This is a genomic window from Streptomyces sp. NPDC023541 (genome assembly GCF_055559995.1).
In genome coordinates, this window is sequence record NZ_JBVHJO010000009.1 from 82,058 (window position 1) to 104,496 (window position 22,439).

At 73.1% G+C, this 22,439-nt stretch carries 17 protein-coding genes and 2 pseudogenes; 14 read left to right on the plus strand and 5 right to left on the minus strand.

Going from position 1 to position 22,439, the window contains the following annotated elements; translation table 11 throughout:
• The first annotated feature begins 63 nt into the window (after nucleotides 1-63).
• Nucleotides 64-912: an alpha/beta fold hydrolase gene (locus tag ACZ3X1_RS22975; protein ID WP_467280789.1), complete on the plus strand. Its 849-nt coding sequence runs from the start codon at nucleotides 64-66 to the stop codon at nucleotides 910-912.
• 81 nt (nucleotides 913-993) lie between these two features.
• Here the strand turns inward: ACZ3X1_RS22975 and ACZ3X1_RS22980 are convergent, their stop codons facing one another.
• On the minus strand, nucleotides 994-2,637 hold the full coding sequence (locus ACZ3X1_RS22980; protein ID WP_467280790.1) for an acyl-CoA synthetase: 1,644 nt from the start codon (nucleotides 2,635-2,637) through the stop codon (nucleotides 994-996).
• 187 nt (nucleotides 2,638-2,824) lie between these two features.
• On the opposite strand from ACZ3X1_RS22980, the gene ACZ3X1_RS22985 reads away from it, so the two are divergent.
• The 10 genes and pseudogenes from ACZ3X1_RS22985 (at nucleotide 2,825) to ACZ3X1_RS23030 (ending at nucleotide 12,077) form a co-directional block, all read left to right on the plus strand.
• A complete protein-coding gene (locus ACZ3X1_RS22985) occupies nucleotides 2,825-3,625 on the plus strand; it encodes a crotonase/enoyl-CoA hydratase family protein (RefSeq protein ID WP_356812813.1) in 801 nt (266 codons plus the stop codon).
• Between the two features lie 176 nt (nucleotides 3,626-3,801).
• A complete protein-coding gene (locus tag ACZ3X1_RS22990) occupies nucleotides 3,802-4,764 on the plus strand; it encodes a Zn-ribbon domain-containing OB-fold protein (RefSeq protein WP_467280791.1) in 963 nt (320 codons plus the stop codon).
• Entirely contained in the window at nucleotides 4,764-5,837 is a 1,074-nt protein-coding gene (locus ACZ3X1_RS22995) for a thiolase domain-containing protein (RefSeq protein WP_467280792.1), read from the plus strand. The genes ACZ3X1_RS22990 and ACZ3X1_RS22995 overlap by 1 nt, the downstream gene beginning before the upstream one ends.
• On the plus strand, nucleotides 5,834-7,000 hold the full coding sequence (locus ACZ3X1_RS23000) for a thiolase domain-containing protein (RefSeq protein WP_356812810.1): 1,167 nt from the start codon (nucleotides 5,834-5,836) through the stop codon (nucleotides 6,998-7,000). The genes ACZ3X1_RS22995 and ACZ3X1_RS23000 overlap by 4 nt, the downstream gene beginning before the upstream one ends.
• A gap of 132 nt (nucleotides 7,001-7,132) precedes the next feature.
• Nucleotides 7,133-7,360, plus strand: a complete 228-nt coding sequence (locus ACZ3X1_RS23005) for a DUF397 domain-containing protein (RefSeq protein WP_390079354.1) — start codon at nucleotides 7,133-7,135, stop codon at nucleotides 7,358-7,360.
• Nucleotides 7,361-7,457: 97 nt separating this feature from the next.
• Nucleotides 7,458-7,862: pseudogene (locus ACZ3X1_RS23010) on the plus strand (ACT domain-containing protein); the annotation flags it as partial.
• Nucleotides 7,863-7,987: 125 nt separating this feature from the next.
• Entirely contained in the window at nucleotides 7,988-10,843 is a 2,856-nt protein-coding gene (locus ACZ3X1_RS23015) for an ATP-binding protein (protein WP_390079324.1), read from the plus strand.
• Nucleotides 10,844-10,963: 120 nt separating this feature from the next.
• Nucleotides 10,964-11,320, plus strand: a pseudogene (locus ACZ3X1_RS23020) (maleylpyruvate isomerase N-terminal domain-containing protein); the annotation flags it as partial.
• Nucleotides 11,253-11,489 carry a hypothetical protein gene (locus tag ACZ3X1_RS23025; protein WP_467280793.1) on the plus strand — a complete coding sequence of 79 codons (237 nt, stop codon included), beginning with the start codon at nucleotides 11,253-11,255 and terminating at the stop codon, nucleotides 11,487-11,489. The pseudogene ACZ3X1_RS23020 and the gene ACZ3X1_RS23025, both read left to right, overlap by 68 nt.
• An 87-nt stretch (nucleotides 11,490-11,576) precedes the next feature.
• Nucleotides 11,577-12,077: a hypothetical protein gene (locus tag ACZ3X1_RS23030; protein WP_030030746.1), complete on the plus strand. Its 501-nt coding sequence runs from the start codon at nucleotides 11,577-11,579 to the stop codon at nucleotides 12,075-12,077.
• An 83-nt stretch (nucleotides 12,078-12,160) separates the two neighbouring features.
• Here ACZ3X1_RS23030 and kstD read toward each other — a convergent pair whose 3' ends face one another.
• The 3 genes from kstD to ACZ3X1_RS23045 form a co-directional block, all read right to left on the minus strand.
• Entirely contained in the window at nucleotides 12,161-13,954 is a 1,794-nt protein-coding gene (kstD, locus tag ACZ3X1_RS23035) for a 3-oxosteroid 1-dehydrogenase (RefSeq protein WP_467280794.1), read from the minus strand.
• A 134-nt stretch (nucleotides 13,955-14,088) separates the two neighbouring features.
• Entirely contained in the window at nucleotides 14,089-14,481 is a 393-nt protein-coding gene (locus ACZ3X1_RS23040; RefSeq protein ID WP_356812805.1) for an MmcQ/YjbR family DNA-binding protein, read from the minus strand.
• 131 nt (nucleotides 14,482-14,612) lie between these two features.
• A complete protein-coding gene (locus ACZ3X1_RS23045) occupies nucleotides 14,613-15,737 on the minus strand; it encodes an aminoglycoside phosphotransferase family protein (RefSeq protein WP_467280795.1) in 1,125 nt (374 codons plus the stop codon).
• Nucleotides 15,738-15,966: 229 nt separating this feature from the next.
• Here ACZ3X1_RS23045 and ACZ3X1_RS23050 point away from each other — a divergent pair, with 229 nt between their 5' ends.
• Complete coding sequence (locus tag ACZ3X1_RS23050) at nucleotides 15,967-17,466, plus strand: DNA-binding protein NsdB (protein WP_356812802.1); 1,500 nt, start codon at nucleotides 15,967-15,969, stop codon at nucleotides 17,464-17,466.
• A gap of 234 nt (nucleotides 17,467-17,700) precedes the next feature.
• Here the strand turns inward: ACZ3X1_RS23050 and ACZ3X1_RS23055 are convergent, their stop codons facing one another.
• Entirely contained in the window at nucleotides 17,701-19,122 is a 1,422-nt protein-coding gene (locus ACZ3X1_RS23055; protein ID WP_356812801.1) for a PP2C family protein-serine/threonine phosphatase, read from the minus strand.
• A gap of 490 nt (nucleotides 19,123-19,612) precedes the next feature.
• On the opposite strand from ACZ3X1_RS23055, the gene ACZ3X1_RS23060 reads away from it, so the two are divergent.
• Nucleotides 19,613-21,841, plus strand: coding sequence for a xanthine dehydrogenase family protein molybdopterin-binding subunit (locus tag ACZ3X1_RS23060; protein ID WP_467280796.1), 2,229 nt, complete (start codon nucleotides 19,613-19,615; stop codon nucleotides 21,839-21,841).
• Between the two features lie 21 nt (nucleotides 21,842-21,862).
• The gene (locus ACZ3X1_RS23065; protein WP_362624003.1) at nucleotides 21,863-22,318 is read left to right on the plus strand and encodes a (2Fe-2S)-binding protein; all 456 of its coding nucleotides are present in this window, start codon (nucleotides 21,863-21,865) and stop codon (nucleotides 22,316-22,318) included.
• The last annotated feature ends 121 nt before the right edge of the window (nucleotides 22,319-22,439 follow it).

The following is a 22,439-nucleotide window of genomic DNA, read 5'->3' on the forward strand; positions in this document are numbered from 1 at the left end:
TGCCAGGACTCCGCAGGTTGAATCAATGACTCGAACGAGTGATCGTCTGATCTCATGGCCTCCATGCCGATCTTCTCCGCCTACGACGGGACCGAACTCGCCTACCGAACCCTGGGGGAAGGGCCGCCGCTGGTCTGCCTCCCCGGCGGGGCCATGCGCGCCTCGCGCTACCTGGGGGACCTCGGGGGACTCGCCGCCGGCCGCACTCTGATCCTCCTCGACCTGCGCGGCACCGGCGACTCCGCGGTGCCGGCCGACGAGTCGACGTACCGCGTGGACCACCAGGTCGCCGACGTGGAGGCGCTCCGCGCCCACCTGTACCTCGAGCGCATGGACCTCCTGGCCCACTCCGCCGCCGGCAACCTGGCCCTGCTGTACGCGGCCGCGCACCCGCAGCGGCTGGGCCGGACGGTCCTCGTCACCCCCACCGCATGGGTACTGGACCTCGCGAGCACCGCGGAGGACCGGCTGGCGGCGGCCCGCCTCAGGGCGGGGACCGAGCCGTACGACACGGCCCTCGAGGCCTACGGGCGCATCCTCGGCGGCGCCGACACGGACGAGAACTGGGACCGTGCGGCGCCCCTCTTCTACGGCCGCTGGGACGGGACCGCCCGGGCCCACTACGCCGCGGGTGAGCAGGAGCAGAACGAGAAGGCGGCCGCGGCCTTCGCCGGCCCCGGCGCCTGCGACCCGCCCGCCACCCGCGCGGCCCTGCGCCGGTTCGCGGGGGAGACGCTGGTGCTGGCGGGCGAACTCGACGGCAACCCGCCCCCCGGGCTCGCGGAGCGGATCGCGCAGACGTTGCCCGCCGGGCTCCTCGACGTCCAGCCCGTCGCCGCGCACTTCCCGTGGCTGGACGACCCCGCCCGCTTCACGGCGCGCGTCGAGCGCTTCCTGGCGGCCGGAACCTGAACGGCGGGCAGGCAAGGGCAGCGGGCGGGCCCGGATCGAGGCCGCGCCGTGCGCGGCGCCGATCCGGACCCGCCCGCGGTCTCAGCGCGCCGTTTCCGTGCCGGTGTCCGCCTCCGTCGCCACCGCCTTCGCCCACCGGTAGTCCGCCTTGCCGCTCGGGGAACGCTGTACGGCAGGGGTGATGACCAGCTGCCGCGGGATCTTGTAACCCGCCAGCCTGGTGCGGCAGTGGCTCTGGATCGCGTCCAGCGTCGGCGCCTCGGCTCCCGGCCTCACCTGCACCACCGCCGCCACGTGGCTGCCCCAGGTCGGGTCCGGGACTCCGGCCACCAGGGCGTCGTACACGTCGGGATGCGACTTCAGCGCCTGCTCGACCTCTTCCGGATAGACCTTCTCGCCGCCCGTGTTGATGCACTGCGAGCCGCGGCCGAGCACGGTGACGATGCCCTGCTCGTCGACCGTCGCCATGTCACCGAGGAGCACCCAGCGCTCCCCGCCCTTCCGGAAGAAGGTGTCGGCGGTCTTCTCCGGGTCGTTGTAGTAGCCGAGCGGCACGTGGCCGCGCTGTGCGAGGCGCCCCGGCTCGCCGACCGCCACCGGCTCGTGCGTCACCGGGTCCACCACCTGCGTACGGTCGTTGACCTCCAGCCGGAAGCCCTTCTCCGGGCCGGAGTCGTCCGTGGCCCGGCCGTTGGACCCGGATTCCGAGGAACCGAAGTTGTTCAGGAGCAGGACGTTCGGCACCAGCCTCTGGAACTCGGCGCGCACCGTCTCGGACATGATCGCCCCGGACGAGGAGACGCTGAAGAGCGACGACAGGTCGGTCCCCCGCAGCGGACCGTTCAGGGCGTCGATGAGCGGCCGCAGCATCGCGTCGCCGACCAGCGACACGCTCGACACCTTCTCCTTCTCGATCGTGCGCAGCACCTCCTCGGGAGCGTACTTGCGGTGGATGACCACCCGCTGGCCGTAGTTGAAGGCGATGAACGAGGTCAGCGTCGACGTCCCGTGCATCAGCGGGGGAGCCGGGAAGAAGGTGAGCCCGGCGCCGCGCGCCGCCACCCGTTCCGCCAGCTCCTCCGGCCGCTTCACCGGCTCGCCCGAGGGCTCGCCGCCGAAGAGGCCCGCGAAGAAGAGGTCCTCGGCCCGCCACATGACGCCCTTGGGCAAGCCCGTGGTGCCGCCGGTGTAGATGATGAACAGGTCGTCGGCGCTGCGCGCCGGGAACCCGCGCCCGGGCGACCCCGCCGCCTCCGCGTCCGCGTAGGCGACCGGTGCGATCGACGGCTCCGGGGCCCCCTCGGGCACCTCGCCGACCCGGATGAGGTGGCGCAGCTTCGGGGTCCTGGGCAGCGCGGCCGCCACCCGCCCGGTGAACTCGCCCTCGAAGACGAGCGCGGCGAGATCGGCGTCGTTGTAGAGGTAGACCAACTCCTCCTCGACGTACCGGTAATTGACGTTCACCGGGACCAGCCGGGCCTTCAGGCAGGCCAGGACGGTCTGGAGGTACTCGATCCCGTTGTAGAGGTGCAGGCCCAGGTGCTCACCGGCCGCCAGGCCGCTGTCCAGCAGGTGGTGTGCGATCCGGTTCGCCGCCGTGTCCAGCTCCGCGTACGTGAGGCGGCGCTCGGCGCCCGTACCGGGGTGGTCCACGTACACGAGGGCCTCACGGTCCGGGACCACGTCCACGACCGACTCGAACAGGTCGGCAAGGTTGTACTCCACCGTTCCTCCTGACCCCGTTGTTCCCGATGACTGGCCCCGTGGCCCGCTGCTCGGCGGTCATTAGAGCGCCGAGGCCGGCAACTGGGAAGGGGCGCCGCCCAAGAAACCTGACTGAGTGTCAGAAAACTATTGAACTGCACCCTCCCCTACTGCAACCTGTTCTAGGTCTTGAGACGGGAGGACGGCAATGGGTGGGACGGAACACCTGACCGTGGAACGCCGCGGCGCCACGCTGGTGCTCACCATGAACAGGCCCGAGGCGAAGAACGCGCTCTCGCTGCCGCTGCTGGTGGGACTGTACGACGGCTGGCTGGAGGCGGACGCCGACCACGGGATCCGCTCCGTGGTCCTGACCGGGGCGGGCGGCGACTTCTGCGCCGGCATGGACCTCAAGGCCCTGGCCGGCAAGGGCATGGCGGGGGACCGGTACCGGGACCGCCTCAAGGCCGACCCCGACCTGCACTGGAAGGCGATGCTCCGCCACCACCGGCCGCGCAAGCCGGTGATCGCGGCGGTGGAGGGCTACTGCGTGGCCGGCGGCACCGAGATCCTCCAGGGCACCGACATCCGGGTGGCGGCCCAGGGCGCCACCTTCGGGCTCTTCGAGGTCAAGCGCGGTCTCTTCCCGATCGGCGGCTCCACGGTGCGGCTGCCCCGGCAGATCCCGCGCACGCACGCCCTGGAGATGCTGCTGACCGGCCGCCCGTACTCCGCCGAGGAGGCCGCGCGGATCGGGCTCGTCGGGCGGGTCGTCCCGGACGGGACGGCGCTCGACGCCGCCCTGGAGATCGCCGAGCAGATCAACGCGTGCGGGCCGCTCGCGGTGGAGGCGGTCAAGGCGTCGGTCTACGAGACCGCGGGGCTGACGGAACGGGAGGGGTTGGCGTCGGAACTCCTGCGCGGGTGGCCGGTCTTCGACACGGCCGATGCGAAGGAGGGGGCGCGGGCCTTCGCGGAGAAGCGGCCCGCGGTGTACCGGCGCGAGTAGTCCGGCCGGGCCGGGCCCGAACCCGTGGCCGCGCCTCGCCCGTGCCCGGGTGCGGCGCCGTTGCGGGGGGCGCCGCCCCGGACCCCCGCGCCTCAAACGCCCGCGGAGCTGGAAGAGCACGCTTCAGACGCCGCCCGGGCTGACATCACCGGAACCAACCGCATCGGAGAGCCACCATGACAGCTGCCTCCCCGCCGGAGGTGCTCCGCGCGCCTCTCGTCGTCGAGTTCCCCTTCACCCGGTCCCTCGGGCCCGTCCAGAGCGCCTTCTTCAGCGGTCTGCGCGACAGCGTCGTCCTCGGCGTGAAGACCGCGGACGGCAGGGTGGTGGTCCCGCCCGTCGAGTACGACCCCGTCACCTCCGAGGAGATCCGCGAGCTCGTCGAGGTCGCCGCCACCGGCACGGTCACCACCTGGGCCTGGAACGACCGGCCGCGCCCCCACCAGCCACTGGACACGCCCTTCGCCTGGGTCCTGGTCAAGCTCGACGGCGCCGACACCGCCCTCCTGCACGCCCTCGACGCCCCCGGCCCCGAAGCGGTGCGCACCGGTATGCGCGTCCGTGTCCGCTGGGCCGCCGAACGTACCGGCGCCATCACCGACATCGCCTGCTTCGAGCGGTACGACGGGCCCTCCCCCGAAGCCGGGCCCGCCCCGCACGGCGGCGTCTTCGAGAACCCCGTCACCGGCATCGTCGCCGAGGCCCGCCTGGACTACGTCTACAGCCCCGGCCGCGCCCAGACCGCCTACATCAACGCCCTCTCCGAACAGCGGACCGTCGGCGAGCGCTGCCCCTCCTGCCACAAGGTGTACGTCCCGCCCCGCGGCGCCTGCCCCACCTGCGGGGTCGCCACCACCGACCACGTCGAGGTCGGCCCGGCCGGCACCGTCACCACCTTCTGCATCGTCAACATCAAAGCCAAGAACCTTGACATCGAAGTCCCCTACGTCTACGCCCACATCGCCCTCGACGGCGCCGGCCTCGCCCTCCACGGCCGGATCGGCGGCATCCCGTACGACCAGGTCCGCATGGGCCTGCGCGTCGAGCCCGTCTGGACCGAAGGCGGCCGCCACCCCGACCACTACCGCCCCACCGGCGAGCCGGACGCGGACTACGACGCGTACAAGGAGCTCATCTGATGGCCGAGCCCCGGACGAGCAGGTACGCACGCGACGTGGCCGTTGTCGCCTTCGCGCAGAGCGACCACCTGCGCCGCACCGACGAGCTCAGCGAAGTCGAGATGGTCATGCCGGTCCTCCACCAGGTGCTGGCCGCCACCGGACTGAAGGCCGGCGAGATCGGCTTCACCTGCTCCGGCTCCAGCGACTACCTGGCGGGCCGCGCCTTCTCCTTCACCATGACCCTCGACGGGGTCGGCGCCTGGCCGCCGATATCCGAGTCCCACGTCGAGATGGACGGCGCGTGGGCCCTCTACGAGGCCTGGGTCAAGATCCAGACCGGCGAGGCCGACACCGCCCTGGTCTACTCGTACGGGAAGTCCTCGCCCGGATCCGTACGCGACGTCCTCACCCGCCAGCTCGACCCGTACTACCTCGCCCCGCTCTGGCCCGACTCGGTGGCCCTCGCCGCCCTCCAGGCCCAGGCGCTCGTCGACGCGGGCGAGACCGACGAGCCCGCCCTGGCAGCCATCGCGGCGCGCAGCCGGACCGACGCCGGGGCCAACCCGCACGCCCAGCTGCGCGGCGCCGTCCCACAGGGCGACTACCAGGTCCGGCCGCTGCGTACCGGCGACTGCCCGCCCGTCGGCGACGGCGTGGCCGCGGTGGTCCTGGCCGCCGGAGACCTCGCGCGGCAGCTGTGCGAACGCCCCGCCTGGATCACCGGCATCGACCACCGCATCGAAGCCCACGGCCTGGGCCTGCGCGACCTCACCGACTCCCCGTCCACCCGGATCGCGGCGCAGCACGCCGGACTCTTCGAGGCCCCCGTGGACACGGCGGAACTGCACGCGCCGTTCTCCTCCCAGGAGGTGGTGCTCCGCAAGGCCCTCGGGCTCGGAGACACCGTCGCCGTCAACCCCTCCGGCGGGGCACTCGCCGCCAACCCGATGATGGCCGCCGGCCTGATCCGCATCGGCGAGGCGGCCGCACGCATCCACCGCGGCGCATCCGACCGGGCCGTCGCCCACGCCACCTCCGGCCCCTGCCTCCAGCAGAACCTGGTCGCCGTCCTGGAAGGGGACGCAAGGTGAGTAAAGAGCCCGTGGCCGTCGTCGGTATCGGCCAGACCAAGCACGTGGCCGCCCGCCACGACGTGTCCATCGCCGGACTCGTACGCGAGGCCGCCACGCGCGCCCTCGCCGACGCCGAACTGACCTGGGCCGACGTCGACGCGATCGTCATCGGCAAGGCCCCCGACTTCTTCGAGGGGGTGATGATGCCGGAGCTGTACCTGGCGGACGCGCTCGGCGCCGTCGGCAAGCCGATGCTGCGCGTGCACACGGCCGGCTCGGTCGGCGGATCCACCGCGCTCGTCGCCGCCAACCTCGTCTCGGCCCGCGTCCACCGCACCGTCCTCACCCTCGCCTTCGAGAAACAGTCCGAATCGAACGCCATGTGGGGGCTCTCCCTTCCCGTCCCCTTCCAGCAGCCGCTGCTCGCTGGCGCCGGCGGCTTCTTCGCCCCGCACGTGCGCGCGTACATGCGGCGCACCGGCGCGCCGGACGGGGTCGGCTCGCTGGTGGCGTACAAGGACCGGCGCAACGCGCTGAAGAATCCCTACGCGCACCTGCACGAGCACGACATCACGCTGGAGAAGGTCCAGGCCTCGCCGATGCTGTGGGACCCGATCCGCTACTCCGAGACCTGCCCGTCCTCCGACGGCGCGTGCGCGATGGTCCTCACCGACCGGGCGGGCGGGGCCCGTTCGCCGAAGCCGCCCGCCTGGGTGCACGGCGGGGCGATGCGCAGCGAACCCACCCTCTTCGCCGGCAAGGACTTCGTCTCCCCGCAGGCCGGCAAGGACTGCGCCGCCGACGTCTACCGGCAGGCCGGGATCACCGACCCGCGCCGGGAGATCGACGCCGTCGAGATGTACGTGCCGTTCTCCTGGTACGAGCCGATGTGGCTGGAGAACCTGGGCTTCGCCGAGGAGGGCGAGGGCTGGAAGCTCACCGAGGCCGGAGTCACCGAGATCGACGGGGACCTTCCGGTCAACCCGTCGGGCGGCGTGCTGTCCACCAACCCGATCGGCGCGTCCGGAATGATCCGCTTCGCCGAGGCGGCCCTCCAAGTCCGCGGCCAGGCCGGGGAACACCAGGTTCCGGGAGCCCGCCGGGCACTGGGGCACGCCTACGGCGGCGGCGCGCAGTTCTTCGCCATGTGGCTGGTGGGGGCGCAGGAGCCCGCCACCTGAACGCGGCCGTCGACCCCGCCCGGGTGCCGGACCGGTCACGAGTGACTCACCGTGGCCTGTGCGGCACCCGCCCCGATGGTTAACCTGGCCCCCGGACGACGTACCGGGAGGAGCACGCACGTGGCCGAGAGCATGACTTCACAGCCCCTCGCTGGCTGGGGGAAGCCGGACCTCGATCTCACCGAGGCGGACTGGCGGTCGAGCAGCCGGGGAGCGGGCGACGTCCAGATCGCCTTCGTCGAGGGCTTCATCGCGATGCGCAACAGCGAGCGCCCCGAAAGCCCCTCCCTGATCTTCTCACCGGACGAATGGCACAAGTTCGTGCTGAACGCCCGGGGCGGGGAGTTCGACCTCACCTGACCGCCCGCCACCGCCCCGCCCCGCCCGCCCCGCCGGGGAGGGCGGGGCCGGCTGCCCGGCTGGGGAGCCGGCGTGTGATCGGTGGGGTTGCCGCACGAGTGGAGCGAGCGACCTGCGGAAACCGCTGAGCGGGATGCGACCCGAGCTGAACGACGGCGTGTACGTGTTCTGCACCGTCCCCGGGGCCGCCGTTCCCGCCGGGACCGCCCCCGTCGCCACCGTCCCGGAAGCCGAGGGCCTCACCCTCGTCCTGCGCCAGGAGGACGCCGGCGCCGCCGGTCTCGCCCACGACTGCACCGCCGGGTGGACCACCTTGCGGATCCACTCCGCGCTCGACGCCGTCGGCCTCACCGCGGCCTTCGCCGCCGAACTCGGCTCCCACGGCCTGAGCTGCAACGTCATCGCCGGATACCACCACGACCACCTCTTCGTGGCGGCCGACCGGGCCGCCGAGGCCGTGGCCGTCCTCGAAGGCCTCGCGACACGTTCCGGGCAGGACTGATCGCCCTCGGACCCTTCCCGGAATCCCGTCGGAAAAGAAGATCGGATTCTTTCCGGCAGTGACCCACCCCGCGATGTGCGCGGGCGTACGCTGATCTCCCAGAACAGGCCTGGGGGGTACCAGCCATGACGGACCACAGGACGCGCATGCGGCGCACCATGGTCGAACGCGATGCCGAACTCGCGATCGTCGACGAGGCCCTGGACCAGCTCACCGGTCCCGGGCCGGAGGCCGGCGGCGCGCTGCTGGCCTTCTCCGGTCCCGCCGGCCTCGGCAAGACCACCGTGCTCGCCGAACTGCGCCGACGAGCCCACGCCCGCTCCTGCACCGTCCTCGCCGCACGCGGCGGCGAACAGGAGCAGAGCCAGCCCTTCCACGTCGCCCGCCAGCTGATCCAGCCCCAGCTGGCCGGCACCTCCGAGCAGGAACTGCGCGCCGCCCTCGGGAGCTGGTACTCCATCGTCGGCCCCGCCCTCGGACTCTGCGCCCCCGAACAGGGCGCCCCGCCCGACCCCCAGGGCCTGCGAGACGGCCTCGACTGGGTCCTCACCCACCTCGTCGTCAAACGCGCCCCCGTCACCCTCGTCCTCGACGACGCGCACTGGGCCGACCCCGAGTCCCTGAGCTGGCTCGCCGCCTTCGCCCCGCGCGCCGAACACCTCCCGCTGCTCCTCGTCGTCGCCTACCGGCCCGACGAACTGCCCGCGCACGCCGACGCCTTCCGTACGCTGCCCGGCCGGGCGGGACAGGCCCCGCTGCCGCTCGCCCCGCTCACCCCGGCCGCCGTGGCCGCCCTGGTCCGCGAGGCCCTCGGCGACCACGCCGACGACGCGTTCTGCAAGGAAGCCTGGACCGTCACCACCGGCAACCCCTTCGAAGCCGTCGAGCTCACCGCCAAGGTCCGCGGCAGGGGACTGCGGCCCGTCGAGGAGAACGCCCCGCAGCTGGCCGACCTCGCCGCCGCCCAGCGCGGCAGCGGCCTCGTCGCCCGACTCGAACGCCTCGGCCCCTCCACCGTCCGCTTCGCCTGGGCCTGCGCCGTCCTCGGCACCGCCATCCCGCAGGACATCGCCGCCCGGGTCGCCGCCCTCGGCACCGAGGAGGCCGCGGGCGCCACCGCACGCCTGCGCGACGCCCGCATCCTGTCCGCCGCCGGGTCCCCGTCCGACCACCAACCCGAGACCGGGCTGGAGTTCGTCCACCCCCTCATCGCCACCGCCATCTACCGTGCCATCCCCGACGCACTGCGCGTCGCCCTGCACGGGAAGGCCGCGGCGGCCGTCGTCGACGCGGGCCTCGGCTCCTCCGCCGCCGCCCGCCACCTGCTGGAGACCCACCCCGAGAACGACCCCTGGGTGGTGCGCACCCTGCGCGAGGCCGCCGGGGAGAACCTCCGCGCCGGAGCCCCCGACGCCGCCCGGCGCCAGCTCGCCCGCGCCCTGCGCGAGCCACCCGACTTCGACGAACGAGCCGCCGTACTGTACGAACTGGGCTGCGCCTCACTGCTGACCGAGCCCGCCAACACCGTCAACCACCTGCGGGCGGCCCTCGCCGAGCCCATCGACGACCCGGCCCTGCGCCAGGGCATCGTCATCCGGCTCGCCCAGGTCCTCGCGCACAGCGACCGCCTCGCCGAGGCCTCCGAATCGCTCGCCCGCGAGATCGCCCGGACCCCGGACGTACGCGCCCGCCTGCGGCTGCAGTCCGAGCAGTTCATGTGGGACGCCTTCAACGCCGCGGAGACCGACTCCCCGGCCCGCTCCCGGCGCCTCGCCCGGCTCGCCGACCGCCTCACGGGCCGCGACCTCACCGAGCGGTACGTGATCGCACTGCGCGCCTGGGACGCCTGCCTGCGGGGCGAACCGGTGGACGTGGTGCTGCACCACGCCGGCCGGGTCCTGGAGCGCCCCTTCAGCTGGGCCCACGAGGACCGCGGCTTCGAGGCCCCGGTGCTCGCCGCCATGGTCCACATGTACGCCGACCGCCCCGGCCGGGCGGAGGAGCTGTTCGAGGCGGGCACCGCCGAGTTCGAGCGCCAGGGCTGGCGCGGTGCGCACCTGTCCTTCGCGTACAGCCTGCGCGCCTACATCCGCTACCGGCGCGGCCGACTCGTGGAGGCCGAGGAACTCGCCCGCTCCGGACTGCGCCTCGCCGAACGCGTGGGCCGGCGCACCCCCGTGCACTGGTACGCCATAGCGATCCTCCTCACGACCCTGCTCGCCCGGGGCCGCGTCGACGAGGCCTGGGAGCTCGCACAGGAGCACGAGTTCGGCGCCCCCTTCCCGGCCGCCGTGGTCTTCCCCGACTCGCAGACCGTCTACGCCGAACTGCTGCTCGCGCGTGGCGAGATGCGCGCGGCCGTCGTCGAACTGGAGTCGGTGGACCGGCGGCTGACGCCGCGCGGGATCCAGAATCCGGCCTGGTGCCCGTGGCAGCTGCACCTCGCGCGGGCCGTCGCCGCGGACGATCCGCAGCGGGCCCGCGCCCTCGCGGCCGACGCCGTCCGACGGGCCAGGGCCTTCGGTGCCCCCTCCGCCATCGGCCAGGCCCTGAGGGTGGCGGCGGAGGTCGCCGCGCCACAGGACCGCACCGAACTCCTCCGAGAGGCGGTCACCCTGCTTTCGGCGTCACCCGCCGGCTATGAACTCGCCCGCGCCCTGGCCGCCCTGGGCTTCGGGCTGCGCGACCCGGACCTGCTGACGGCGGCCGTGGTCACGGCCCGGGAGTGCGGTGCCGACCGGCTGGTGGAGGAGGCGACCGAGATCCTCACGGGCATGGGCGGCACCCTGCCCGCCGCGCCGCCCCGAGCGGACTGGGTCACCGAGGAGGAGATCCGGGCCGCCGACCTGGCCGTGCGGTCCGAGAAGGACCCCGGGCCGGCGTCCCCGGACTGGGCGCTGTCGGCCGCCTGCCGCAAACTCGGCACCGACCGGTCCGGGCTGCGCGCCGCACTGGAGGCGTTCGCCCGTAGCTCAACGTGATCGCAGCCGCCGCCCGGCGGCCAGGACGCACCCCATGGATCACATCGACAGAGTCCCCCTGCTCCGAACGGCTGACGACCCCGCCGGACCCTTCCGGACTCACACCCCCCCCGGGATCCCGGCGGGCCGGACGCGCTGACCCACTGGTTCGCCCAAGGCGCGCGGGAGCCGGCGGAGCTCCCGCGCGAGCTGGGGCCGGACACCCCCGTATGGACCCGGTCGACCGAGCAGACCTCGGGGTTCCGGCTGCGGATGCAGCTCATCGAGCCGGCCGTCCACCGGTGGGACGCCGAATCCGCGACCGGAACCCCCGGCCCCCTCGCCCCGGACGTCGCCGCGGACGCCGTGACCCACACGATCGAGGTGATGGCTCCGGCGCGCCGCGGCCGGCGGCAGGCACCGCCGGGGCGTGGGGGAGGCGTACCGCTTCCGGCGTACCGACGGTCCGCAATGCCGGACGGTCCTCTTCTCGGGTGACGATGCCCGCACGGTGCCCGGTCTCACCGCACCGGCGGACGTCGAGGCCGCGGGCACGGCCTTTGACCTCGCCCTGCTCCTCCGGGGCCGCGTTCCGCCCGCGGCCCTGCGCGTCGAAGGCGACGCCGGCCTGCTCACGCACGGGTTCATCCTGGTCCCACCGGTATGACGACCCGGGCGTCCTGGCCCGGCCCGGCAGGCCCCCGGATGCGGACCCCCGGGCCGGAAAACCCGCGCGGCCACGTACCATGGCCGCATGTCCTTCCTCCGCCGCCACCGCGCCGCCACACCCGCCGGCCCGGACTTCGATGTCCTGGCCATGGACCCGGGGGACTGGCCGGGCAATCTCGGGGCCGGGCTGCTGCCCGCGCCCGACGGCAGCTGCCAGGGGGTCTTCCTCCGCTACGACCTGTTCGGCGGACGCGGCCCCGCGATGATCATCGGAAACCTCCCCGAGGGATCCCCGGCCCGGGACCTCACCGACGGCCAGGTCCCCTTCGAGGTGGCCCAGCTCCTCGACGCGCTGGAGAACGACGAGGACGTCGAGGTCACGGGCGTCGAGGACTGCCCCGTCATGCAGGGCGACAACCTCCTCATCGTCCGGAAGATCAAGCTGTCGGAGTCCCGCATCTCCTGCGTGCAGTTCGACCGCAGCGACAACGTGCTGGTCACCATCGCCAGCTGGGACCGCCCGATCACCGATGACCTCTACGCCCTCCTGAAGCCGCTCCCCGCCGAGCTCTTCCAGCAGGGCTGACGCCCTCGGCCAAGGCCGACCGGCCCCCTCCGCCCCCAGGCCGGGCCCCGGGCCGAGCGCTGCCCGGCCCCGAGCCCGTCACGTCACGCGTCCGCGATGTCGTTGGCCGCCACGTAGCCGAACGTCATCGCGGGGCCGATCGTCGACCCGGCCCCCGCGTAGCTGTGGCCCATCACCGCGGCGCTGGCGTTGCCCGCCGCGTACAAGCCGCGGATCACCGACCCGTCCGCCCGAAGCGCCCGGGCCCGCGCGTCCGTGACGATGCCGCCCTTCGTACCGAGATCCCCCGGCACGATCTTGAACGCGTAGAACGGCGGCACCCAGACCGGCGCCAGGCACGAGTTCGGCAGCACGTTCGGGTCCGTGTAGTAGTGGTCGTACGCGGTGTCGCCCCGGTGGAAGTCGGAATCGGTGCCGCTCCACGCCTGCGCGTTGAACCGGCCCAGCGTCGCCCGCAGCGCACCCGCCGGTACGCCGATCTGGCCCGCCAGCGCGTCCCACGTCCACGCCTTCTTCGCCGCGCCCGCCTGGTACCACGAGTCCGGGAAGGGCAGCGTCGGCAGGATGTCCTTGAACAGGTACTTGTTGCGGTAGTTCTGATCCACGATCAGCCACGCCGGAATGTGCGAGCCGACCGCGCCCCGGTCCTTCTCGTACATCACGTGCACCACGTCGCTGTACGGCGCCGCCTCGTTGACGAACCGCGTGCCGTTCGCATTCACGATCAGCCCGCCCGGCAGGGTCCGTTCGGCCAGACAGAAGTACGGCTCCCCGGGCAGCGGGATCGACGGCCCCCACCAGGCGTCTTCCATCAGGGCCAGCGAAGCCCCGGCCCGCCGGCCCGCCAGGATGCTGTCGCCCGTGTTCTCCTTCGCGCCCACCGACCACTGCGTGCCGATCGGCTGCTGCTGGTACTGCGCCCGCATCGCCGCGTTGTGCTCGAAGCCGCCCGAGCCGACGACCACCCCCTTGCGGGCCCGTACGACACCCCGCACACCCTCCTTGTCGACCACCACCCCCGTGACGGCGCCGCCCTCCTGGACCAGATCCACCAAGGGGCTGTTCAGCCAGAGCGGCACCCCGGCCCGCTGGAGTCCCGCCCGCAGTCCGGCCGCCAGGGCCTGGCCCATCGTCAGCGGCTTCTCACCGCGCAGCGCGGCCTTCGTACCGCGCGCCAGGCACTCGGTGGACACGGCCAGGCCCCTGGCGCTCACCGCCGCGAGGTTCAGCCACTTGTAGTCCTGGCTGAAGACCACCATTCCGGCCGGCACCGGCATGTACGCCGGGTTCAGGCGGGCCAGTTCCCCTCCGAGGACGTTCCCGTCGATCTGGTCCGGCTCGATCGACCGGCCGTTCGCCAGCCCGCCCGGCAGGTTCGGGTAGTAGTCGCTGTACCCCTCCATGAAGCGGAACCTCAGGGGGCTGTTGGCCATCACGAAGTCCAGCATGCGGGGTCCGTGGGCGAGGAAGGCGGCCTGGCGGTCGGCCGGCACCTCGGGCCCCACGACGGCCGCGAGGTACGCCGCCGCCTTCTGCGGGGTGTCCGGCACCCCCGCGGCCAGGATCACCGCATTGTTCGGCAGCCAGATACCGGCTCCGGAGCGGGCGGCCGAACCGCCGAAGGTCGGGGCCTTCTCGACCACCAGCACGCTCAGCCCGCGCTTCGCGGCGGTGAGCGCGGCCGTCATCCCGGCTGCCCCGGAACCGACCACCACCACGTCGTACTCGCCGAGCTGCGCCCCGGCCGGGACACCGTCGGCCCGCGCCGCGCCGGACGGCAGCACGGTGGCGGCGAGCACCCCGGCCCCCGTACCGGCGAGGACGGCGCGTCTAGACGGGAGGGGGGCGGGGGACGTGCGTGAAGCGCTTGCGGACATGGGCAGGCTCCAGCGGTGTGGGGGAGGAGAGGGTGACTCCAACATGTCTGATGCTGAGTCAGAAAAGGTGTTCGGGGGATCATGTGATGTCAAGCCTTCCGGCGCACCCGCGGCCCCGAGCACGGGCCGATCGCTCAGCCCTCCGCCCCGATTCGCGCGTCCAGCTCCTTCACGTGCCGCTTGAGGGCCACCGTCCGGTAGCTCTCCTCCACCCACTCGCAGAGCACCTGCACGGAGGGCGCCCCCTTCTCCGCCAGCGGCACGGAAACCCAGCCCGACCGGCCCAGACCGTACCCGGTGGGCTCCGCCCCCGGCGCCGTCATCGCGTGTCCGTGCAGCGCCTCGTCCTTGAGCTTGACCGACAGCCCGGGCTGCCCCGGGCCGTCGGTGTTGCCCAGGAAGACGAAGATCTTCTTGTTCACCTTGACCACACAGTCCTCGGGGCCCCACGGATGGTCCTCGAAGGCCTCCGGAAGGCCGAGGGCGAACTCCCGTACCGCCTCCCACTTGCGCACTCCGGACTTCATTCAGCGCCTCCCGTCGATCGTCCGCTCCCACGCTAGCGGAGCCCGGTGCCGCGCTTGACGGACGCGAACGAGCGAAGTCCCGTGGCGGTGGGCGCCACGGGACTTCGCGTCAGGGGGCGGAGCGGGGCGGATCAGCGCGTGCCGACCGCCGCGCGCACCGCCCGGCGGGCCATTCCCGCATCGTCGTGCAGGCGGCGGAGCAGCAGCCGCTGCTCCTCCCCGGAGGACAGGGCGCCCACCGCCGGCGGCTGGGCCGGGGCGTTGGCCAGCATCGAGCGCTGCACCGCCGTCTCTGACATCCGGATCTCCCGCGTCAGCACCAGCATCAGGTTGATCAGGAAGGCGTCCCGGGCCACCGGACCGGCAGACTGCGCGAGCCGGCTGATCTGGGCGCGGGCGGCGGGGGCGTCACCGAGCACCGTCCACAGGGTGGCGAGGTCGTAGCCCGGCAGGTACCAGCCCGCGTGCTCCCAGTCGAGCAGCACCGGACCGGCGGGGGACAGCAGCAGGTTCGACAGCAGCGCGTCGCCGTGGTTGAACTGGAGCGCCGCCCCCGACACCTTGACCCCGTGCAGCAGCTTCTGCAGGTCGCCGAGGTCCCGGTCGGTGAGCAGGCCCAACTCGTAGTCGCGGGCGATCCGCCGGGCGTAGTTCATCGGGGTGCCGAACAGCTCCGCCGGCGGCTGCCACTGGTTGACCCGGCACACCGCGCCCAGGGCCGCACGGAGGTCCACCCGCGGCGGCGGCTCCACCGGGTGCCGCTGGAGCGCCGCGACCCGGCCCGCCATCCGCTCCACCACCAGCGTGCAGTTCTCCGGGTCGGCGGCGATCAGCCGCGGCACCCGGACCGGCGGGCGGTGCCGGACGAACGCCCGGTATGCCGCTATTTCGTGCCGGTAGCGCTCGCGCCATTCCGGCGAGTGGTCCAGTAAAACCTTCGCGACGGCGGTCATGCGTCCGGTGGTGCCCACCAGGAGGACCGAGCGGCCGCTGCGCCGCAGCACCTGCACCGGCGCGAACTCCGGACAGATCCGCTGCACCGAGGCCAGTGCGGTGCGCAGTTGCGCGCCCTGCGGCCCCGAGAGGTCGATTCTTCCACTGACGGGCTGGGACCCGGCGCTCGGCATCCGCCGCGCCCGGACTGCGCCCTGCACCGCGGCCGACGTGCGGCCCGGTTCGAGGTAGGGGCCGCCGCCCGCCGGGAGCGTGCGGTGCGACCGGACCGGTGCGGACACGGAGGACGTTGCTGCGTACATGGTGATACGGATCCCTTCGTGCGCCGACGAGTTGCGAACGCCGCCCCGCCGATCCCGTGCTTCACCCTGGGGAGTTCCGCCGGTGACCGGGGCGGGGAGGCGCATTCCTACCTGACACCCGGCGCAAGGTGGCGAACCATCGGGCGTGCCCTGGCGAAGCCTGGCGAATAGTCGCTGGGCATCTGACGGGGGGCTACTGTCAACTCAGCCGAGAACCTGGGGGCTTGACGTGAGCAAAGGTCCAAACACCCGCTTGAACGACCTGTTCGGCCTGGCCGGCTGGTCGAAGGGCGAACTGGCGAGGATGGTGAACCGGCAGGCGGCGGCCATGGGCCACCCCCAGCTGGCCACCGACACCTCGCGGGTGCGGCGCTGGATCGACATGGGGGAGAGCCCCCGCGAACCGGTGCCCACGGTACTGGCAGCACTGTTCACCGAGCGGCTCGGTCGTGTCGTGACCATCGAGGACCTCGGGTTCGTACGGCAGCGGCGCACCTCGAGACGGCAGCCGGAAGGGGCTCGCGAGAACCCCGACGGCATGCCCTGGGCGCCCGAACGCACAGCCGCGGTCCTCACCGAATTCACGGGAATGGACCTCATGCTCAACCGTCGCGGTCTGATGGGCGCGGGCGCCGTGCTCACCGCCGGCTCCGCCCTCAGCAACGCCATGTACGACTGGCTGCACACCGACCCCGCCCTGGCGAAGACGAGCCCCGGCCGCTTCGGGGACTCCTTCCAGGCCGACCCAGCGGGATACGACCGCTACGAGGCCGCCCCGATCGGCTCCCAGGAGATCGAGGCGCTGGAGCGCTCCGTCGATGTGTTCCGCGCCTGGGACGCCTCCAGAGGCGGCGGACTGCAGCGCAAGGCCGTCGTCGGGCAGCTCAACGAGGTCGGTGGGATGCTCGCCTACCACCACCCCGACCACCTCCAGCGGCGGCTCTGGGGGGTGGCGGCCAACCTGGCGGTCCTCGCGGGCTGGATGTCGCACGACGTGGGCCTCGAACCCACCGCGCAGAAGTACTTCGTCATCGCCGCGCACGCGGCCCGCGAGGGCGGCGACCGCCCGCGCGCGGGTGAGGCGCTGTCCCGCGCCGCCCGCCAGATGGTCCACCTCGGCAAGCCGAACGAGGCCCTGGACCTGATGAAGCTCGCCCAGTCCGGCTCCGGCGAGCAGACCCTCCCGCGCACCCGCGCCATGCTGCACACCATCGAGGCGTGGGCGCAGGCCGCCCTGGGCAAGGGCCAGGCCATGCGCCGCACCCTGGGCGAGGCGGAGGAGCTGTTCGTCTCCGACAAGGGCGACGTACCGCCGCCGAGTTGGATGCAGCACTTCGACGAGGCCGACCTGCACGGCATGCAGGCGCTCGCCTACCGGACCCTCGCCGACCACGACGCCACGGCGGCGCCGATCGCGGCGCGCCACGCCAAGGAAGCCCTGCGGCTGCGCGGCGACGGCTACCAGCGCTCGCAGATCTTCGACTACATCTCCATGGCCTCCGCCTGCTTCATCGCCGACGAGCCGGAACAGGCCGACCGCTACGCGCGTCTGGCCCTCGTCTCGATGCACGAGACCTCCTCGCACCGGACCTGGGACCGGCTGCGCGAGATGTACCGGCTCACAGCCCAGTACGCCGGGTACGGCCGCATCGAGGACCTGCGCCAGGAGATCAAGCTGGCCCTCCCCGACACCCCGGCGCCGAGCGGTCGGCCGGCCACGGGGGTGTAGTCCCCGGCCGGCCCCCGCGCGCCCCACGGGTCCCGCATGCCCTCCACGCCCCCGACGGCCGGTACGAGGACGGGGCCGGGTACGCGAGACCGCACGCCGAAACCCGGTCGTCGACGTGTCGACGGAGGCTGCGCGGATACGGGAGTGCAGACACAAGAACACAGACGAGAGAGGCCGCGCCCTCCGGCGCGGCCCTGAAGTCCGTGCGGCCGGCCGCACGGTCGGCCCGGTGCCCTATCCGCCGACCCGGGCGACGAGCACGCAGGCGTCGTCCTCCCGCTCGACCTCGCCGAACTCCTCGACCACGAGCCGTACGCAGTCCTGCGCCGACCGCGCCGCCGAGAGCCGGGGCGCGAGTGCCAGCAGCCGCTCGGTACCGTCCGCCCGGCTGAACTCGATGCTGCGCGGCGTCAGGCCGTCCGTGTGCAGGACCAGCAGGTCGCCCACCTCAAGTCGTTCCTCGGCCTGCCCGTACGAGGCCCCGGAGGTCGCGCCCAGCAGGATGCCCTCCGGCGGGGCCAGTGCGCGGCCCGAGCCGCGGCGGAACAGCAGGGGGGCCGGGTGGCCCGCCTGGGCCCAGGTCAGCACCCGGCGCGCGGGGTCGTAGCTGCAGCACACGGCCGAACCGAGGGCGGGCTGGACGGAGGTCTCCAGGAGTTGGTTGAGCCAGCCCATCAGCGGGCCCGGAGCGATCCCGGCCATGGCCATGCCGCGCAGGGCGCCCAGCATCATCGCCATGCCGGAGGTGGCGGTCACGCCGTGCCCGGTCAGGTCACCGACCGTCAGCATCGACGAGCCGTCGGGCAGTTTGAGCGCGTCGTACCAGTCGCCGCCGATCAGCGCGCTGGTCGCGGAGGGCAGGTAGTGCGCTGCCACGTCCAGGGAGCCGGCGTCACTGTGCGGGAACCGCAGGGAGCCGCGCCACGGGGGGAGTACGGCTTCCTGCAGCTCGACCGCCAGCCGGTGCTCGGTCTGCGCGATCTCCCGCTGGCGCTGCAGCGAGTCACGGGACTCGCGCACCGCCCGCTGGCTCCGGCGCAGTTCGCTCACGTCCCGCAGTACGGCCCACATGGAGGCCGCGCAGCCGTCGGAGTCGAGCACCGGCTCGCCCCTCATGTGCAGCGTCCGGACCCGGCCGTCGGCCCGGACGATGCGGAACTCGCCGTCAATGGGCTTGCCGTCCACCAGGCAGGCGGTCACCCATGCGGTGAGCAGCGGCTGGTCCTCGGAGAACAGGGTGGAGCCCAGTTCGTCGAGGGGGAGGGCGCCCGCCTCGGGGGAGCGGCCGAAGATCTGGAACAGCTCGTCGGACCAACTCACCTCGTCCGTCAGCAGGTTCCACTCGGCGCTGCCGACGCGCGCCTGGGCCTCGGGCGCGGCTTCGGGAGCAGCCTGCGGGAACGCCTCGGGCTCGGGGACCGGAGGCAGACCCTCCTTGAGCTGGCCGAGGTGCTCGCGGAGGTCGTCGAGGTGGTGCACGGCGAGATCGCACAGTGCGCGCTGCCAGCGGCCCTGGGCGTCGTCGTCGTCCACGACGGTGTCGCGGCGGACCGCGTCCACTTCCCCCCGGAGGCGCCGGGTCTGAGAGATCAGTGCGTCCACCGACCCCGGCTCGGGCGGCTGCGCGGGACGGTCCGCGAACAGGTGGGACGGCATGAGAACTCCGATACAGGCGCGGCACGGCCAAGTCTGAAGGAAGGACCGGTAACGACTGTTGCACAGGCAGCGACACTGTGTAAGGCGTTTGGCAACATCCGCTACGTCCTTGCTTCTGGTATATGCCTCAGGCCTGACAGCCCGGCGGTCGCGTACGAACGAATCCGGTCAGCGGGAATGTGGGGCCGTGGTGCGCGTGCCTGCCGGTGGGGCGTGAAATACGTCGGGAGCGACGGCCGGAAATCGGCCATCCGCCTCCCGGGGCTCGATCAAACGCCCGATGCGTACGAGGAGTTCGGCCCGCCCCGACCGCGCCGGGCCCGGTTCGCGACGTGCATCGCAATACCCCCGAACGGATGACCTCCGCGGCCGGTACGGCGGCGGAACCGGGGCTTCCCAGCCGGTGCCCGGGCCGCTACCCTACGTGCCGGTAACAAACCGGGGGAGGTCCGCGCGGGCGGGCCCGCGCAGCGCTGGGGACGGGACGACATTGAGCGGGCTGCACGACGCCACCGGCCGGAGCCGGCGTTCCTTCCTCACCTACCTCGTGGCGGCGCCGACGCTCGCCCTGGTCACCCGCGCCGGTGCCGACGGGCTGGCCCCGCAGGCCGCCCACGCCGTCGTGCCGTCCCTGCCGGCCGTCGCCGACGTGATCGACCTCGGGGACCTCTTCATCCTCGCCGGAGCGCCCACCTCCGCCCTGCTCGCCCTCGCGGTCGAGGCGGACGGCACCGTCCGCTTCCGGCTGCCGCGCGAGGAGGTCGGGCAGGGCCTCACCACCGCCGTGGCCATGCTGGTCGCCGAGGAACTCGACGCGCCCCTGGCCGACGTACGCGTGGAGCTCGACGACGCGCGGCCCGAGCTGCTGTTCAACCAGCTCACCGGCTCCTCCAACTCCATCCGCTCCCTCTACGGGCCGGTCCGCCAGTGCGCGGCCACCGCGCGGGCCCGCCTCGTCGCGGCCGCCGCCCAGCGCTGGAGCCTCGCCCCGGCGTCGCTGACCACCGCGGACGGCGCCGTCCGGGCCCCCGACGGACGGACCGCCCGCTACGGCGAACTCGCCGCGGCCGCGGCCGCCCCCGGCCTCGTCGTCCTCGGCGCCACCCCCAAGAAGGCCGCGCGGCACACCCTCGTCGGCCGGCCGACGAGCCGCATCGACGCCCGCGCCATGGTCACCGGAGCCCAGCGGTACACCCTCGACCTCGACGTGCCCGGGGCCAAGCCCTGCGTGGTGCGCCGCCCGCCCACCTTCGGCGGCACCGTCCGGGGCATCACCAACCTCGCCGGCGTCCGGGCCATGCCAGGCGTGCTGAACGTGGTCACCGTCCCCACCGGGGTCGCCGTCGTCGCCGAGACCTTCGGACAGGCCATCACCGCCAAGTCGGCCCTCCAGGTCACCTGGGGACCGGGCCCCGCCGACCAGCTCTCCGACGCGCAGATCCGCACCGGGCTGCGCGCGGCCACCCCGCCGCTGCTGGTGCCGCCGCTCCTCACCCCCTACGTGGACGCCGAGTTCGACTTCGCCTTCGTCAGCCACGCCCCGATGGAGACCAACTGCGCCGTGGCCGACGTGCGCGACGACCGGGCCGAGATCTGGTCCGGCCTCAAATCCCCCATCGTGGCCCGCCAGACCATCGCGGCCGACCTCGGCCTGCCCCCGGACAAGGTGGCGGTGCACGTAGTCCAGGCCGGCGGGTCCTTCGGCCGGCGGCTCTTCTTCGACGCCGCGCTGGAGGCCGCCCGTGTCTCCAAGGCCTGCCGCCGCCCGGTCAAGCTGATGTGGACCCGCGTCGACGACACGCGCCACGGCCGGATGCGCCCCGCCACCCACCACAAGATCCGCGCCACGCACCTGCTGGGCGAGGTCCTCAGCTTCGAGCACCGCGTCGCCGCCGCCGAGACCGACTTCCGGCACGGGCTGGGCGAGATCATCACCGCGACCGCGGCGCACCTGCCGCTCGGCATCGGCAACGCCACCCTCGCCCAGACGCTGTTCCTGACCACGGTGAAGTCCCCGTACCACTTCGGTCTCACCACCCAGGCCCTCACCGAGGTGCCGACCGGAATCCCCACGGCCTCGTGGCGCTCGGTGTACTCCGCCAACACGCGCGGAGCCGAGGAGATCGTGGTCGACGAACTGGCGGCGGCCACCGGCAAGGACCCGTACCGCTTCCGGCGCACCTTCCTGAAGACCGACGCCCAGCGCGCCGTACTGGACAAGGTCGCGACCGAGGGGAACTGGGGGCGGGCCATGGAGCCCGGCCGCGCGCAGGGCATCGCCTTCCACGAGGAGTACAAGTCCCGTACCGCCTGCCTCGTGGAGATCGACGTCCGCGATCCGCAGCGCGCCCGCGTCACCAAGGCCGTCATCGCTGTGGACGTGGGCCTGCCGGTCAACCCGCGCGGACTGGAGGCCCAGATGATCGGCGGCCTCACCGACGCGATCTCCACCACCCTGCGCGCCGGGCTCCACATCGACAAGGGGCTCCCGCTCGAAGGGAGTTACAGCCAGTTCCACTGGGCGCAGCAGCGCGACACCCCGCGCGACGTACGGATCTTCGTGCTCCCGGCCACCGGTACGGAGCCGGGCGGCGCGGGCGAGCTCGGCGTGCCCGCCGCGGTCGGCGCCATCGCCAACGCCTGGGCCCGGGCCACCGGTTCGAAGCCGCGCAGCTTCCCCCTCGACTTCGACGTCGACTTCACCCCTTACCCGCGCTAGCCGCCGAGCCAGGAGTACGCCGTGCCCTCGCACACCTTCACCGTCAACGGGCAGAGCGTCACCGTGGACGCGCCCGACGACCTGCCCCTGCTGTGGGTGCTCCGCGACATGCTGGGCGTCCACGGCCCCAAGTACGGCTGCGGGGTGGACGTCTGCAAAGCCTGCACCAGCCACCTCGACGGGGTGGACGTCCGCCCGTGCGTGGTCCCCGTATCGGCGTGCGCGGGACGTGCGGTGACCACGATCGAGGGTCTCGCCGACGGGGACGACCTGCACCCCGTGCAGGAGGCCTGGCTCGAACAGGACGTCGCCCAGTGCGGTTTCTGCCAGCCCGGCCAGATCATGGCGGCCGTCGCACTGCTCCGGCGCACCAGCGAGCCCACGGACGAGGACATCGACGCCATCGCCAACATCTGCCGGTGCGGCACCTACTTCCGCATCCGGGAGGCCATCCGCAGCGCGGCCGCCAGGATGTGAGCGGCGGATCCCGGTGCCTCCCCCGTGTTCGTACTCATGGGCGCCGGGATCCGTCCGCTCGTGGACAAAGCTATGCGGGCGGGCGGGCGTCCGCAGGGTCCGCAGTGCCCAGTGACCGGGC